We start from the raw sequence: 15,127 nt of genomic DNA, 5'->3' as shown, positions 1-15,127 counted from the left end.
GAGCAGGGGAGCAGGGGGAGATGAAGGGGTATTTTCTTCGTCTGTGCCTCCTAATCGCCCATCTCCCTTACTTCTACGACAAGGAATTTTGCTGTTTTATATTGGGCTGTGTTATTGCCGTTTTGCAGAGCAAAATCAAATAGAAAATCGCCGCCATTGGTACACTGCTAAATCTTATTTTCAGCAGTGCTTAAATATTTTGCAGGTGGCTGGGCGTTTGGATATAGTTGCTGGATTTATTAATCAACTCGCTGAGGTTTTGCAATATCTGCAAGAGTGGGAAGAATTGCAGACAGTTGCTCAAAAGTCTCTGGAGTTACATCAAACTTATGGTACTCAAATCCAACTAGCTTGTGACTACGGTTTTCTGGCGCAAGTAGCTGTGCAGCAGTCGCGGTGGGTACAGGCGAGTATCTTAGCACACGTATCACTGCTAAAATTGGGTGAGGCGCAAAAGCATAACGACCCTTATAACTGCTTATTTCCATTACTGCTGGCGCAAATTTACTATTTAGTTTTAGCGAAAGCACAACGAAATTTAGGCGAACTAGAAGTCGCTCGTGAATACTTAGATAAGGCCACAAAAGAACTGCCAGCAGCCTTAGAAAGCAGTGCCCATCAATACGATGCCCATCGTTATATTCGCTTATTGCGGAGACTGCGATCGCTCTACTTTGAAGAAGGGCGATATCTCGAAGCCTATTACATTCGCCAGAAACGGCGTTCTGTTGAGCAGCAGTATGGTTTTCGGGCTTTTATTGGTGCAGGGCGCTTGCAACCCCAAAGACAGGCGACAAACCCAGCATTGATGTCACCTTCTGGAAGTAGCAGCATTGCTTTAGAAATTGCGGCTTCTGGTCGAGAACGTGATATTAATAACTTAATTGGCAGAATTAGCCGCGCCGATCAAAAATTGACGGTGATTCACGGTCAATCGGGGGTGGGTAAGAGTTCTACCGTCACGGCGGGTTTAGTTCCAGCACTGCAAAATCGAGCCATTGGCGATCAAATAGCCGTACCTGTGGTACTGCAAGTTTATACCGATTGGACACGGGAATTAGGGAAATCTTTGAGTGAGGCGATGTCTAGTGACGCATCCCTGGCGATTTACGCTGATATTAAGCTAGAAGCAGCCATTGATGCGGAGGCTTTGCCTTACTCTAGTACACCGTTCACCATTGGTAGCATTTTACAACAACTCCAAGAAAATGCCGATCGCCATTTGATTACAGTTTTAATTTTTGACCAGTTTGAAGAATTTTTCTTTGGTTATAGCGATCGCAATCAAAAACAAGAGTTTGATAAATTTATTAGCGATTGTCTGAATATACCCTTTGTCAAAGTTATCCTTTCCTTGCGAGAAGATTATTTACATCGGTTATTAGACTTTAAACATCTCTCGGCACTGGAAGCGATTAATAATAATATTCTCGATAAGCATATCCGCTATCAGTTAAATAATTTTTCGCCAGAATATGCTAAAGCAATTATCCGAAAATTGACGGAGCGATCGCAGTTTAATTTAGAACCTGCTTTAATTGATGCCTTAATCGAAGATTTGTCAACAGAATTTGGAGAAGTCCGCCCCATTGAATTGCAAGTTGTGGGAGCGCAAATTCAAGATGAACGAATTACTACCCTAGAAGAATATCAGCCATATAGACCCAACAAACTCATCGAACGATATATTAAGGAACTAATTAAAGACTGCGGCCCAGAAAATGAACGAGCCGCTTTACTCGTCTTATATTTATTAACAGATGAAAGCAACAACCGACCTTTTAAAACTCGTGCAGAGTTAGCGGCGCAGCTATCAGAATTAGAAGATGCTGACAAATTAGAGTTAGTATTAGAAATTTTAGTGCGCTCCGGTTTAGTAGTTCTCTTTCCTGATGTACCAGAACGCTATCAACTGATTCACGATTATTTAGTAGACTTGATTCGCTACCTGCAACAACAAGAATCAAGTTTACAGGTACAACTAAATCAGTTGCGCTACAAAGTAGAACAAAGTAAAGCTGAGATTGAGCGACTTAAGAGCGAACTTAGCCAAAATAAGCAACGTTCCAAATTAGTAGCTCCTCATCCCCAACAGGGATTAGACTTATTAACAGAATTGCGAGAATTACACAAGCGGGAAGAATTAAGTCAGTTAGAAATTGAGCAATTACGAGCTGAACTTAAAGAAAAAGAGTTAACAGCTAAACTTGCAGAAAGTCAAAAGAAACAAAGACTTAGTGAAGCTCAATTAAATCGTTCGCTGAAAATTGCCCTAACGGCTTCCGTTCTCGCCATATTGGGATTAAGTGTTTCTATAGTAACAGCAGTAGATAGTGAAATTAAAACCCTCAGTGCATCCAGTGAAGCCCTCTTTGCCTCGCAAAAAGGTATTGATGCTTTAAAAGAAGCTTTAAAAGCAGGGAGAAAATTACAACAAACAGTCTGGGTAGATTCCAATACAAGAGAGCAAGTACAGACGGCGCTTTATCAAGCAGTTTCCGGAGTAAGGGAATATAATCGCTTGGATGGGCATCTATCTGGCGTCAATAGTGCTACATTCAGCCTTGATCGCTCTTTAATTGCCTCAGCTAGTGCCGATACTACAATCAAACTCTGGCGTCTTGATGGTAGCTTGGTCAAAACCTTGTCTGGGCATGAAGATGTAGTTAATAGCCTCAGTTTCAGCCCAGATAGTCAAATCATTGCTTCTGCCAGTCAAGACAAGACGATAAAACTGTGGAGTCGAGAAGGTCAACTGCTGGCTACCTTATTAGGGCATCAGGGTGTGGTGAATAGTGTTAGTTTCAGCCCAGATGGCCAGATTATTGCTTCGGCGAGTACAGACAAAACAGTGAAACTGTGGAGTCGGGATGGTAAGCTGCTCAAAACTTTGCAGGGACATGATGGTGCAGTTTTGAGTGTCGCTTGGTCAACCGATGGTCAAACCTTAGCTTCCGGGAGTGCTGACAAGACAGTAAAATTGTGGAGTCGGAATGGTAAGCTGCTCAAAACCTTACAGGGACATGAAGATGCAGTCAAAAGTGTAGCTTGGTCGCCTGATGGGAAAGCGATCGCATCTGCTAGTTTAGACCAGACAATCAAACTGTGGAATCTGGAGGGAAAACTACAGCGAACCTTATCAGGTCATAGTGCTGGAGTTACCAGCGTCAGTTTTAGTCGTGATGGTAACACGATCGCTTCCGCAAGTACTGATGAGACAATCAAACTCTGGAGTTCTGAAGGTGTGTTGCTGGGAACCCTGAAGGGACATAATAATTGGGTTAACAGTGTGAGTTTTAGCCCAGACGGTCGCACCCTTGCTTCCGCCAGTCGGGATAAAACTATTAAACTTTGGCATTGGGACGATGTGCTATTGCGAAAACCCAAAGCCGATAATGATGACTGGATAACTAGCATCAGTTTTAGCCCAGACGATCGCACCTTGGCAGCAGCAAGCCGAGACAAAACTGTAAAACTTTTCAGTCGTAATGGTAAACTAATTCGTACATTCACAGGGCATCAGGGTCAAGTTTGGGGTGTAGCTTGGTCGCCTGATGGTCAAGTAATTGCCTCCGCTAGTAAAGATAAAACAGTAAAACTTTGGAGTCGTGACGGTAAACTGCTCAATACCTTACAAGGTCATCATGATACCGTTTTGGGTGTAGCTTGGTCGCCTGATGGTCAAGTAATTGCCTCAGCTAGTAAAGATAAAACAGTAAAACTTTGGAGTAGCAACGGTAAACTACTTAATACCTTGCAGGGACATCAAGAAGCGGTGAATTGGGTAAGTTTTAGCCCTGATGGCAAGTTGCTAGCCTCAGCCAGTGATGATAAAACCGTGAAAATCTGGAGTGTAGAAGGTAAATTACTATATACATTAACTGGTCATAGCCGCCGGGTAAATGGAGTTGCTTGGTCGCCCGATAGTCAAAGCATTGCCTCAGTTAGTACTGATAGCACAGTGAAAATTTGGAGTCGAGACGGTAATTTACTAGATAATCTCACGGGCGATGGCGATAGTTTTATTAGTGTCAGTTTTAGCCCTGATAGTAAAACTCTGGCAGCTAGCAGTGATGACAAAGTGAGGATTTGGAACCGAGCAGGGACATTGCTGATTGCTTTGAAAGGTGATAAGGATGAGTTAACCAGCGTCAGTTTCAGCCATGACAGTAAGACTCTGGCTGCGGGTAGTGGCAATGGTACAGTAATTTTCCGAGATTTGGCAGATATCCAACTGGATAAATTACTGGCACGAGGTTGCAATTTGCTACATGATTATTTGCAGACTAACCAGAAAGTAATGAAAAGCGATCGCGCCTTGTGTTCTGGTAGGTGATGGAGTTGGGATCGTTGGTAAGAATGTCGAGGATAACGTTGCTGTCTACCAAGACGGTCATGGATTGTCGTCGCTACGGGTGAAGGTCATAATTTTGTCAGTGGTGAGATTGCCAGCAGCGCAGCCCCGCATGGTGTTAATCCAGGTTGAGATTTTATCGGTAGGTTGTATTTTCTTGAGGTAGAGGCGATCGCCTTCGATTTCAAATGCTAATTCTACGTTAGGAGAAATGTTTAGCACCTCTCGGATTTCAGGAGGGATGTTAATCTGACCGTCAGGTGTAATCCGCATAGTGTGTTTGTTGTTCAAGCGTTCTTATGTCCTCATGTTAGTTTTGAAGTGTTTGGCTAAAAGGTTCCCTGCATTTCTATTACAGTGCGATCGCATCGGTAAAATTTCTCTTGAGTTTAGTAGGTAGGTAAGTACACTATATAAATACGAATTTTAGAACGTTCGCTAGTTTACATTCATACTTTCTTCTAAAATTTTACTTATAAGTTGACCGCGAACATTACGTCCTTTTCTACTAGCAGTACCTTGATGTGTATAATAATATTGAGCAAACATATTTTTAGATACATCTTCTTTCTTATTTATATGTAGTTCTTCTTCTAAAGATTTTAAAGCATGAGCTAAAGTTTGCTCTTGAGGTAAATAACCATACTTATTTTTAATTTTTATTAATTCAACAATTAAAGTAAATAAACTAGACTTCTTTATCCACAAACTATCTGGAGGAAGATTACACTCAATAATTAATTTAGATACTTCATTAAAATTATTAGACATTAAGTCTTTATTTGGATATTCATTATTGTACTTTTCTACATAGGTCTTTACTTCTTTATCACTAGTAAAATAACCACCTTCTTCTATTGTTGACATAATTATTAATACATATTCCAGGTCTTTCATACGAGAAAATTCACCTTCACTAAATACCTCTAAACTTGTAAAAAGAGCATTATTTTCTAGAATGTCTTTAGCAGTTGTGATGAAGTCTCCTTCGTATAATGAGTTGCTAATTTCTCTTGCATTTAGTGCGTATTGTACAGAGTTTATTCTCTTAAAAACTTCTCTAATTTCACTTTCAGGAATTCTTCCTAAATCTCTGACGACAACTGTATAATCAAAAAAATCTGTTTTTTCTTGTGTAGACAATTTTTCAAACTTACTGATATTTTTGATAGTGAATTCTGGTGATGCTGTGACATATTGGTAGATTGTACTTAATCTTTGTTGACCATCTACTACAAGTGTTTTTGATGTTTGAATATCAAGATCAATTTCACCATCAGCGAGATATATTTCAGGAAAAGGAATTTTTAATAAAATTGTTTCTATAAATTTCTCTTTATGTGCATCATTCCATACAAGTTTTCTTTGAAAAGATGGAGCAAGTATTAAAGTACCAGTTTTTATCATATTGAATAAATCTAAAACTTTTTTATTAGTTGCGATACCATTTTTACTCATTTTCAACATCCTCCTGTCTCAGTTGTTTGATATTCTGCATGTGGTATTTTTCAAACAGATCAGAATTATAATAAATACCCCCTGCTATTTTTTGGGGTGTATATTTATAAGAGATTGATTTAAAATATTCAAACCACTCATTTGTACGAGAATATTTAAATGGAAATAAATCTGGTCTTAGCCACCCTTTAAAAAAATATTTTAAAAATTTTTTATACCTTTGTTCTTCTCTATCAGTTCTAGATACCAAACTTATGTCGAAATCATATAACTCTGACCAAAATTTTTCAAAAATCTCTTTAGATATAATAGCTATATCTATATCTGATTCTTCAGAAAACGAATTCCATAATTTACTTGGAGCTATACTAAATCCTAATTTAGCTGAACCGACCATCAGTACACATTCTGGTCTTTCTTCAAAATGAGTAGCAATTTCATGTTTAAGGTCAAAATATTTACCTTCATCATCTTTAAAAACATAAGGTGTACCATGTATTATATATTTTTGAACAATTAATTTCTCTGTTAGAGAGTAATCACGTAATGCTGCTTTGAATATATCAATCTTTTGATTAATATGGCTTTGGTCAATTATTAGAGTCTGCCACATGGAGTATTTTATTTAATCAACATAACTTGAGCCAAGTTTTTATAGCTAAAAATACATATATTAAATGCTAAAATTTACCAAGCCAATAAATGTATATACTTAAATAAATGGTGATTTGATTTTTTAGCTTTGTTAGTCCGAACAAAAGACAACAGAAGTTACAAACTGTTAATAGTCACAGAATACAATCGGATAATTAAAATAGGTATTTTCACAAAAAGGCGATCGCACTACACTCACCAATTGCGATCGCCTTTTGTTATCCAACCTCAAGCTGTTGTTTCAAAACTACGGCAGGAAAATCAGCCAAAACTAATATACAAAGCTGTACATCTTGGTAGGATTGAGTGAAGTACCCGTCAGCAAGGGAGCGAGGGCGATGTATGCAACCGTCACACAACCACTGACTTTTGAAGAGTTTCTTGCCTGGGATGATGCTTCAGGCAGAGATTTTGAGCTATTGGATGGGATTCCCGTGCCATTATCAGAACCAAATGCAAATCATGAGGATTTGATCGAGCGACTGTGCGCCTACTTAGAAAATCACTGCCAAGAAAATGACCTGCCTTACGTGTCGCGGCAGTCCAAGCAGGTTCGGCTCAAAACAGCACCAGGCGAAAAGGAAAAAAGCCGGAAAGCAGATATTGTCATATTTGCAAGAGTTGAATGGCAGAGGATGAAAACTAGCTCTAGTTCTGCTGCTGCATATATTCCACCACCCGGAGTCATTGAGGTCGTTAGCAACAACTGGAAGGACGACTATCTGACAAAACTTGCTGAATATGAAGACTTGGGCGTTTTTGAGTACATCATTGTGGACTATGCTGCTTTTGGTGGCATTCGGTTCATTGGCTCTCCCAAGCAGCCAACCATTACAATCTACCAACTTGAAGGTGCAGAGTATTTACCCCCAAAGGTGTTTCGAGGGCAGGATCGAATTGATTTTAGATTGTTTCCGAACATTCCCTTAACGGCTGAACAGATTTTTGCAATGAGTCGCTGATTAGCAACGAAGAAATTTATTCTAGTCGTCTTCTCACCACAATCGCCCAACGCTAATCAAATGTGGTGTAGCTGGCTGCATTATTTACACAGGTTGTAGATTGAGCGATTGCAATAACCCTATATTTTGCATCACTACTCGATCCAGAAGATCCGCTTTGCCCACTACGGTTACAGGTGATACCACGGCAAGAAGAACTAATAGTTAGTCACAGGTACAAATAAATGCAACAAACCTACACATATCAGCTACTTCCTTTGCATCTCTGCCCTTTTTTATGCAATATGAAGTTGCTCAAACTAAACTACAGAGGGATGTTAGGTGATACGCTCATCTTATAGCGTGTTCAATAGTGTCACTTAACTGTGGAGAATATACCCATGAATTTATTATTTATGCAAACAGCAGCACCAGCTATAGATGCTGCCCCTCATTTTCCTGTTGCTTTTACCTTGGTGTATGTCGTTGGTTTTGTTGCTGCTGTTAGCATTGGCTCAATAGCTTGGTACAACTCGAAACGCCCCGCAGGTTGGGAAAGCAAAGAACGTCCTGATTTTGTGCCTAAGGTTGATAAAGAAGAAACTCCTGGTCTGGGTGAACCTAAGTAATAAGCAGTGATCGGTGCTGAGTTTAATAATCAAACTTACAGCAGTATTCATTTATTTTGAACCACATCTTGCGTTATCCAAAATCCTTGTATAGACGTAGTATTGCTACGTCTATACATTCTTTTTCACTCATATTTCTAATGAAAACTGCTGTAAAAAGTATTAGAAAAATTTTCATTATGGAAACCTATGCTTCAGAAGAAGAACCTCAAAAGGTCAAGCGGTAAATTAATTCATCAGAAGGTTTGCCTTTAACAAACTCTGCATTGCGATTGATTTTGTGCAAGTGGAACCCAAGCCTCTCGACCACTTTACGGGAGGCAAGATTGTACTCATTCAGCGATGCGTGTAGTGTGGATAAGTTAAAGCGTTATCGGGTTTCAGCAATGGCTAGAGAACTGTAAGCGTGGGCGTATTCCTCGGTTCGGGAAACCAACGAATGTCATAAAGCCGATTTCCGCATATTGATCGTCGAAAATACCTATCTCGACAACACCAACATATTGGTTTTGGGGAGTTACGGCAACCCATTTCAGCCAGATCATAGTCTCGTTATCTGGTGATTTTTCTAGGGTAGTGGACTTAAATTTTTGCTTAACCTCCATGAGAGTCGGGATTGGCTCCTCAAGGTATTCGTACAGATGTGGGTTGCTTATATGGGAGTACAGAATTTCGGCGTGCTGTTCCGTAACCTTTTTTAGGCGCAAGATTACCGCGTCTGTTGCCATAATTTTTCTGATTCTCTTTTATTAGTTTTGTTAGATTTACTCTCGACTGCTCAAGATTGACTTGATTATTAACTCCGCAAAGAGGTTACATTCATATCGTCGTTCAATCTGCGAATCAGACGGGATAACTCACGAATAATATTCACTGCAATTTCGGGAGTTTCTTTGATCGCATCATATAGTTGCTCTTGCGTCAGTTCTAAAAATTCACAAGGCTCCAAAGTCGTTGCGGTGGCGGATCGAGGTTGAGTATCAAATACTGCCATCTCCCCAAAATATTTTCCTTGTTCCACCTCTGCCAACTGTTTATTCCCAATGTGAACTTTAACTCGACCGGAGACGACAATATAGAGCGATCGCCCTTCTTCTCCCTGTCGAAAGATGGTGTAATTAGCTGGGAATGACAATTCGTTCATCACTGAAGTGAGCCGCACAATAAAATCATCCCGCAATTCCTTAAAAATCGGGACTCGCCGGACAAATAATAAACGGTCAACACTGGTTAGCATAATTACAAGTTAAAAATCCAACATTACTGAATATCCCAAAACTGAAGTCAGAGGGCGATTAGTCATATTACCGATGTTGAATGCTAGCCGTCAAGGATATCCCAGGCTTTACCATCTAACAAGGGTTCTCTTCAATCAGAGCGATGCCTACGGCGGTAAACTACGCATAGAAGTTTCTCAAACAATAGCTCAGTATTCAATACTACTCGCTTTGGGCATTTTGAACTCAGAATTTGGTTTAGGGAAAAGGTTAAAAGTTTTTTCTTTCCCTTTTCTTGCGATCGGTGTCAATGGGTGCAAAGCCCAAAACATATAGTAAAATTGTCAATCACTTTTATTTATCATTTTAAAAAATAAGAGTATTTGCTCTTATTTGGCAGAAAGCCATAATATTGACTCCATGAGCTCCCAAGGTACCTTGCTGAGAAAAAAATCACCAATTTGATTGGAGGCGATGCCTCTAAAAATTGGGTAATTGGCTAATAAATAACGAATATCTGATCGGTTGTCGTTAGGAAAACAGTCACAAAATCTCCTAACCTGCCCTCACATTGAGAAGCAGAGAGGACTAAGACAAACAGCATTGAATTACTGTGAGCAACAATTATGACTTGGCTAATTAGTACATTTTTTATTGGAATCTCTGTCGCTTTTGCAACCACCTTTGACGACAACTTATATTTGACAGCTTTTTTCGGGAAAGTCAATCGTAGCTTTCGTCCTAAGCATATTGTTCTCGGTGAATTTCTCGGATTTACTACCTTAGTATGTGCTAGTCTCCCTGGTTTCTTCGGCGGTCTGATTATTCCCAGCACCTGGATTGGTTTACTGGGTTTGCTTCCTATTGCCATTGGTATCAGTAATTTCATTAGTCGAGAAGAGGAAGGAGAGACAGTGCAAGCGGTGTCACTTGACTTAAACTCTCCTGTAAAATCTGGACGCCAAAAGAAATCACTATTTGCAACTATCCGCGATCCTCAAACTTACCGTGTTTCCGCTGTCACCATTGCCAATGGCGGAAATAACATTGGAATTTATGTACCGTTGTTTGCCAGTAGCAATCTTCCAAGTTTGAGCGTAATTGTCTGTGTTTGCTATTTCAGTATTGGGGCGTGGTGCTTACTCTCTTACAATCTGACTCGTAATCCTCTGATGACTCCCGTTCTAACTCGCTACGGTCGAAAAATCTTCCCTTTTGTCTTAATTTACTTGGGACTCTCTATCTTAATTAAAAGTGAAACATATCGACTTTTACCTAGTCTGGCAATGCTTGGGAATTAGGTATAAGGCCGCAATTCCTAATGGGTGCTATGTCCCTGATGTAAGCAAAAAAAATTAGCGATTGTTTCCCATCCAAAAAGATTTTTAATCACTTTAGTTTATCAATATGAATCGAAATAATATTTAATCTTATCAATCAAGCGATCTAAAGTGAGAATAAAGCACATTATCGATGGCTCTTATAAAAGCAAGCCCACCACTACGAACCGTAATATGAAGGAACTAATGAATCAATCAAACTCTAAAAAATTAACTCAGTGGCTCGTAACAGCAGTATTTCTGGTAGTTGTCGCGGGATTTACTTTGCTTATCCAGCCTAGCGCTAGAGCGCAAACACTAACACCATCCATATCTACAGAATCTGAACTAGCTCCAGTTGAATTGCCAATGGAGCCTGTAACACCACCAGTAATATCTCCGGTTGTATCGCCAATAGTGTCTGTAGCAGAAAATGTTAGACATTTATTACAGACCAATGAATGTGTTGGTTGTAACCTGGCTGGGGCAATGTTAAAAGATGTAAACCTGCAAGCAGCAAACTTGGAAGGTGCTAACTTACAAAATGCAGACTTAGAAAGAGCTAACTTGCAGCAAACAAACTTACAAGGAGCTAACTTTCAAGGAGCAGATTTAGGCAAGGTAAACCTTTGGGGAGCAAACCTGGTAGGAGCAAACCTTTTTGATGCAGACCTAGAGAAAGCCAATCTCTTGGGAGCAAATTTGCAAACCGCTAACCTACAAAACGCAGATTTGGAAGATACAAATCTAACAAATGCAAACATCCAGGGAGCTAACCTGATGGGCGTTGATTTGGAGGATGCAATCAGACCAGAAGGATTCGCTATTCAGTAACATCTTTTGTAGGGGTGCAAGTCTTGCGCCCCTACCGCGTGGTCTATTTACCTGAAAATTCCTGTAAACTAAAGTTCTTTGTACAAAAATTTCATAAAAAACATTAAAAGCCTGTATTCATTGCTGAATCAGGCTTTAGTTTTTAGTATACTTTGCGACTTTTAAGAAATCCCTTTTGGGACTTATACCAATTCAATTAATAATTGCAATACATCCTTGGGTAAAGACGCGATTCATCGCGTCTCTACAAATGGTCTATTTGTCGCATTCTTTTTTCCAATTGGTATTACCCTTAAAAAGATATCCCATCCCTGCGGGACGCCTTTCACTCATAGAGAAAAGGGGTTGGGGATATCAAAAGCTTATGCAGCAATGTTAGAAGACTTCTGTATGCACGTTAGGCTGCTTTTAGGGAAAACAAAGCATTGCTTTAGTTCTTTGGGGTTGAATTAGCAAAATATTTTCAGTCAATTAATTCCATCAATTCTTTTGTTTTCAAATTAGCCGCTACAGGTTGAGAACATACAATCTGAGGAGAGATAAAGCAAATCGCCTCTGTGGTTGTTTCAAAACAATTTGATAACCCAATTGTTTTTAACAATCCTGTACGTTCTAGTAGTTGTTGGACTTCGGGTTGTAAACCTGTGAGAATTAATCGGCAATTGTGCCGTTCCAAGTCGTGATAAATATCCTCTAAGGCTACTAACCCAGTTGTGTCCATATTTGGCACAAACCGCAACCGCAGAATTAAATATTTCACTTCCGGTTCATCCCGGAGGAAGGTAGCAAATCGTTCCGCAGCACCAAAAAATACAGGGCCATCTACCCGATAAACGGCAATTTCCTTACCTAATTCCAGAGGAGTACCAGGGGGAAATACTTCGGTTTCAGGTATTTTAACTAAACTTAAATCGCTCATCCGTTTAATGAACAAGGCTCCAGCTGCAATCAATCCCACTTCTACAGCGAGAACTAAATCAAACAAGATTGTCACTAGCCAGGTGAGAATCATCACAGCAAAGTCTGAGTAGGTAGCACGCATTAATAAACCAATGGCTTCCCACTCAATCATCCGCAGGCTAACCACCATCAGAATCCCAGCAAGTGCTGCTAAGGGAATCTGTTCTGCTAGGGGTGCTAAAGTTAAAACGATGATGGCTAATGCAAGTCCGTGAATTACCCCAGATAGTCGAGTTTTACCGCCAGAACGGACATTAACAGCAGTTCGAGCGATCGCACCTGTAGCGGGGATGCCACCAAAAAATGGCACAATCATATTAGCCAAACCTTGACCAATTAATTCGCGATCGCTATTATGTTTCTCGCTGACTGTCATCCCATCAGCCACTACCGCCGATAGCAACGATTCAATACTTCCCAGCGCAGCTAAAGCCAAAGCCGGATTAATTAGTTCTCGAATCACACTAAAATCATTCCAGTGGGGAATACCTTGAAGCATCGGTAAAGATTGGGGAATCGTGCCAATTGTTGGTACATTTAGATGGAAGGAAGAAGCGATCGCTGTTGCTAACACCAGACCCACTAAAGAACCTGGTATTGTAGTATTTATCCTCGGCCATAAAACATTGGTTGCGATCGCCACAACTGCTAAGGTAACTGCTGCCCAATTAAGAGCTTCTACATGAGTTAGACTTTGCCACAGCCCTGGCAAAAAATGTTCGCTACGCGGTAGTTTTAAACCAAAGAAATTATTTAACTGACCACAAAAAATAATCACGGCAATACCATTAGTAAAACCTGCCGTCACTGGATAGGGAATAAACTTTACTAACTGTCCAAGCTTGGCAACCCCCAAGGCAATTTGGATAATTCCAGCCATCACCCCAGCAATCCAAACTTTCTCAAGGCCATACTTGGCGACAATTCCCACCAAAACTACAGCCATTGCGCCTGTTGGCCCTGTAATCTGTACTGACGAACCACCAAAAATTGCTGCGACAATTCCCGCCACAATCGCGGTGTAAAGTCCTGCCTTTGGTTCCACACCACTGGCCACCGCAAAGGCTAAAGCCAAAGGCAATGCTACCACTGCTGCTGTTAGTCCTCCCGTAAAATCGCCACGCAGTCCACCAAACAAGCTACCCAGACGCAAAAGCTGTGGTTCTTTGAGGATATTAGATGTTGCCATATCGTCATTTTCAACTCTTATACACAATTTGTTGAAGCACACACAAATGTTATTCCATCTTTTTGGTAGATTTTATCAGGGTTGTTGATAATTTCCTGATTGCGTATGGGTTTTGGTTTAAATTCGCCTATTTGCTGATTAATAAAAGCGCAGACTTGCTTGACATAATAGATATATTGTGCATATAAAGGTTAGCGATCACTGAGTTCGAGGCGGGGAACTATCGAACGATTTGATGCATTACACAACTCATCGGTTTTGGGAAAGTTACAATGTTCTGCCTGAAGAGGTTCAGCAAATAACCGATCGGGTCGGAAATAGTGGAAGATATTCTTTGTAGGGTTGGACTAAAAATCGGACATGCAGGGACGTATCTCAAGTATCCAGGTCGAAACGACTGGTGAGCAACAAGACATACTAAACAGTTGGCTACGTAAGTCAACAACTCCTGTGGGTTTAGCAAAACGCGCCCGTGCAATATTATTCAGGACTTACGCAACTGGCACAAAGCACGGGCAGGTAAACAAGGGCAAACACATCTGAACATGACTTGCGCGGTGGTAGTGTGGGGGATTTGCGCTTCAAGGCATTGTGACAGATAGGCGATCGCACGCTGAAGATTTTGCAGGCGATGCCTTCTCTACGAGACGCTCTGCGAACGGCGCGCTTCGCCTACGCACGGTGAAGATTTGGCAGGCGATCGCTTATCATAATTTCACTACTATTAGTAATATAAGTTGCTCTATGAATTAATATGGAAACTAAATAAATTCTCCAAGCATTCCAAAACCTGAGCATAAGCGATCGCCTAAAGATAGCTGAATCAGCACTGCAATTGGTTCTTCAAGAAAAACACTCACTTACCAAAGATGAGCAAAAATGCCAATTAACACTAGCCGCAATCACAGCTATTGCAGATTATGCACCTGGTAGTGAATTAAATATATTCTCAGAGTTAGAGGGAGAAGACTTTTGCGATGATCCTAGATGAAGACTTCTACAACTCAGGGAATTAGGAGACAACAAATGACCATACAGCTACAATTGAAACCAGAAATAGAGGCTCGTCTCATTGCTGAAGCTGCTGCACAAGGTTTATCGTTAGAAGCTTATCTTACATATCTGATTGAAAACAGTTTAACCAGCCATGAAGAAAGTTTTTTTTATCAAGTATCAACTCAGGAAGAATGGGAAGCTATATTAATAGATTTAATAAATAGTCCTGCTTTTTCTTTAGCACCAGCACTTTCAGATGAAGCAATTAGTCGAGAGAGTATTTACACCAGAGAAGATGAAATGTTATGAGCTATTTGGTGGATACTAATATTTTGCTGCGTTTGGTGCAAAAGAATAGCCCAATGCACTTTGATACTCAAAGAGCGATATTGATGCTCAAGAGACAAGAGGAATTATTATATATAATTTCACAGAATCTCATTGAGTTTTGGGCTGTTGCGACAAGACCAATTAATAGTAATGGTTTAGGTTTATCCACGGCTCAAGCAGTAGAATAAACTGATAAACTCAAGAAGATATTTATACTATACCTTGACACACCTGCTATTTTTTGTG

At 40.2% G+C, this 15,127-nt stretch carries 16 protein-coding genes; 10 read left to right on the top strand and 6 right to left on the bottom strand.

The window, feature by feature from the left end; all coding sequences use genetic code 11:
- Positions 1-4,336: hypothetical protein (locus ACFE93_RS10220; protein ID WP_375473186.1), on the top strand; the 4,336-nt coding region annotated here is incomplete at its 5' end.
- A 57-nt stretch (positions 4,337-4,393) separates the two neighbouring features.
- Here the strand turns inward: ACFE93_RS10220 and ACFE93_RS10215 are convergent.
- From ACFE93_RS10215 to ACFE93_RS10205, 3 genes are all read right to left on the bottom strand, one after another.
- Complete coding sequence (locus ACFE93_RS10215) at positions 4,394-4,627, bottom strand: AbrB/MazE/SpoVT family DNA-binding domain-containing protein (RefSeq protein ID WP_375473185.1); 234 nt, start codon at positions 4,625-4,627, stop codon at positions 4,394-4,396.
- 165 nt (positions 4,628-4,792) lie between these two features.
- Positions 4,793-5,812 carry a DUF262 domain-containing protein gene (locus ACFE93_RS10210; RefSeq protein WP_375473184.1) on the bottom strand — a complete coding sequence of 340 codons (1,020 nt, stop codon included), beginning with the start codon at positions 5,810-5,812 and terminating at the stop codon, positions 4,793-4,795.
- Positions 5,805-6,425 (bottom strand): hypothetical protein, encoded by a 621-nt coding sequence (locus ACFE93_RS10205; RefSeq protein ID WP_375473183.1) that lies wholly within the window; start codon positions 6,423-6,425, stop codon positions 5,805-5,807. Before ACFE93_RS10205 ends, ACFE93_RS10210 begins: the two co-directional genes overlap by 8 nt.
- Before the next feature lie 129 nt (positions 6,426-6,554).
- Here ACFE93_RS10205 and ACFE93_RS10200 point away from each other — a divergent pair, with 129 nt between their 5' ends.
- The 3 genes from ACFE93_RS10200 to psb35 all read left to right on the top strand — a co-directional run bounded on the left by ACFE93_RS10200 (position 6,555) and on the right by psb35 (position 8,036).
- Positions 6,555-6,776 (top strand): hypothetical protein, encoded by a 222-nt coding sequence (locus ACFE93_RS10200; RefSeq protein ID WP_375473182.1) that lies wholly within the window; start codon positions 6,555-6,557, stop codon positions 6,774-6,776.
- Complete coding sequence (locus ACFE93_RS10195; RefSeq protein ID WP_375473181.1) at positions 6,769-7,428, top strand: Uma2 family endonuclease; 660 nt, start codon at positions 6,769-6,771, stop codon at positions 7,426-7,428. Before ACFE93_RS10200 ends, ACFE93_RS10195 begins: the two co-directional genes overlap by 8 nt.
- Before the next feature lie 380 nt (positions 7,429-7,808).
- Positions 7,809-8,036, top strand: a complete 228-nt coding sequence (psb35, locus tag ACFE93_RS10190; RefSeq protein WP_375473180.1) for a photosystem II assembly protein Psb35 — start codon at positions 7,809-7,811, stop codon at positions 8,034-8,036.
- Between the two features lie 380 nt (positions 8,037-8,416).
- Here the strand turns inward: psb35 and ACFE93_RS10185 are convergent, their stop codons facing one another.
- A complete protein-coding gene (locus ACFE93_RS10185; RefSeq protein ID WP_375473179.1) occupies positions 8,417-8,764 on the bottom strand; it encodes a GNAT family N-acetyltransferase in 348 nt (115 codons plus the stop codon).
- Positions 8,765-8,832: 68 nt separating this feature from the next.
- Entirely contained in the window at positions 8,833-9,273 is a 441-nt protein-coding gene (locus tag ACFE93_RS10180; RefSeq protein WP_375473178.1) for a Crp/Fnr family transcriptional regulator, read from the bottom strand.
- 73 nt (positions 9,274-9,346) lie between these two features.
- On the opposite strand from ACFE93_RS10180, the gene ACFE93_RS10175 reads away from it, so the two are divergent.
- From ACFE93_RS10175 to ACFE93_RS10165, 3 genes are all read left to right on the top strand, one after another.
- On the top strand, positions 9,347-9,589 hold the full coding sequence (locus tag ACFE93_RS10175) for a hypothetical protein (protein WP_375473177.1): 243 nt from the start codon (positions 9,347-9,349) through the stop codon (positions 9,587-9,589).
- Between the two features lie 290 nt (positions 9,590-9,879).
- Positions 9,880-10,554, top strand: coding sequence for a cadmium resistance transporter (locus ACFE93_RS10170; protein ID WP_375473176.1), 675 nt, complete (start codon positions 9,880-9,882; stop codon positions 10,552-10,554).
- A 225-nt stretch (positions 10,555-10,779) separates the two neighbouring features.
- Complete coding sequence (locus tag ACFE93_RS10165; RefSeq protein WP_375473175.1) at positions 10,780-11,406, top strand: pentapeptide repeat-containing protein; 627 nt, start codon at positions 10,780-10,782, stop codon at positions 11,404-11,406.
- A gap of 463 nt (positions 11,407-11,869) precedes the next feature.
- Here ACFE93_RS10165 and ACFE93_RS10160 read toward each other — a convergent pair whose 3' ends face one another.
- Positions 11,870-13,555, bottom strand: coding sequence for a SulP family inorganic anion transporter (locus ACFE93_RS10160; protein WP_375473174.1), 1,686 nt, complete (start codon positions 13,553-13,555; stop codon positions 11,870-11,872).
- 835 nt (positions 13,556-14,390) lie between these two features.
- On the opposite strand from ACFE93_RS10160, the gene ACFE93_RS10155 reads away from it, so the two are divergent.
- From ACFE93_RS10155 to ACFE93_RS10145, 3 genes are read left to right on the top strand one after another with little or no spacing between them, the layout of a single operon-like run.
- Positions 14,391-14,546, top strand: coding sequence for a hypothetical protein (locus ACFE93_RS10155; protein ID WP_375473173.1), 156 nt, complete (start codon positions 14,391-14,393; stop codon positions 14,544-14,546).
- A 35-nt stretch (positions 14,547-14,581) separates the two neighbouring features.
- On the top strand, positions 14,582-14,860 hold the full coding sequence (locus ACFE93_RS10150; RefSeq protein WP_375473172.1) for a hypothetical protein: 279 nt from the start codon (positions 14,582-14,584) through the stop codon (positions 14,858-14,860).
- Positions 14,857-15,069, top strand: a complete 213-nt coding sequence (locus ACFE93_RS10145; protein ID WP_375473171.1) for a type II toxin-antitoxin system VapC family toxin — start codon at positions 14,857-14,859, stop codon at positions 15,067-15,069. The genes ACFE93_RS10150 and ACFE93_RS10145 overlap by 4 nt, the downstream gene beginning before the upstream one ends.
- Positions 15,070-15,127: the final 58 nt, after the last annotated feature.

The sequence above is a fragment of the uncultured Nostoc sp. genome, from assembly GCF_964247315.1.
In the GTDB taxonomy this organism is placed as follows: Bacteria; Cyanobacteriota; Cyanobacteriia; order Cyanobacteriales; family Nostocaceae; genus Nostoc.
This window is presented reverse-complemented; position numbering and strand designations above follow the sequence as displayed.

Excerpts from the sequence above, each read along its gene's own strand:
- ACFE93_RS10215 (WP_375473185.1), bottom strand. The coding sequence starts at position 4,627 with ATGCGGATTACACCTGACGGTCAGATTAACATCCCTCCTGAAATCCGA.
- ACFE93_RS10210 (WP_375473184.1), bottom strand. The coding sequence starts at position 5,812 with ATGAGTAAAAATGGTATCGCAACTAATAAAAAAGTTTTAGATTTATTC.
- ACFE93_RS10205 (WP_375473183.1), bottom strand. The coding sequence starts at position 6,425 with ATGTGGCAGACTCTAATAATTGACCAAAGCCATATTAATCAAAAGATT.
- psb35 (WP_375473180.1), top strand. The coding sequence starts at position 7,809 with ATGAATTTATTATTTATGCAAACAGCAGCACCAGCTATAGATGCTGCC.
- ACFE93_RS10185 (WP_375473179.1), bottom strand. The coding sequence starts at position 8,764 with ATGGCAACAGACGCGGTAATCTTGCGCCTAAAAAAGGTTACGGAACAG.
- ACFE93_RS10180 (WP_375473178.1), bottom strand. The coding sequence starts at position 9,273 with ATGCTAACCAGTGTTGACCGTTTATTATTTGTCCGGCGAGTCCCGATT.
- ACFE93_RS10175 (WP_375473177.1), top strand. The coding sequence starts at position 9,347 with ATGTTGAATGCTAGCCGTCAAGGATATCCCAGGCTTTACCATCTAACA.
- ACFE93_RS10170 (WP_375473176.1), top strand. The coding sequence starts at position 9,880 with ATGACTTGGCTAATTAGTACATTTTTTATTGGAATCTCTGTCGCTTTT.
- ACFE93_RS10165 (WP_375473175.1), top strand. The coding sequence starts at position 10,780 with ATGAATCAATCAAACTCTAAAAAATTAACTCAGTGGCTCGTAACAGCA.
- ACFE93_RS10160 (WP_375473174.1), bottom strand. The coding sequence starts at position 13,555 with ATGGCAACATCTAATATCCTCAAAGAACCACAGCTTTTGCGTCTGGGT.
- ACFE93_RS10150 (WP_375473172.1), top strand. The coding sequence starts at position 14,582 with ATGACCATACAGCTACAATTGAAACCAGAAATAGAGGCTCGTCTCATT.
- ACFE93_RS10145 (WP_375473171.1), top strand. The coding sequence starts at position 14,857 with ATGAGCTATTTGGTGGATACTAATATTTTGCTGCGTTTGGTGCAAAAG.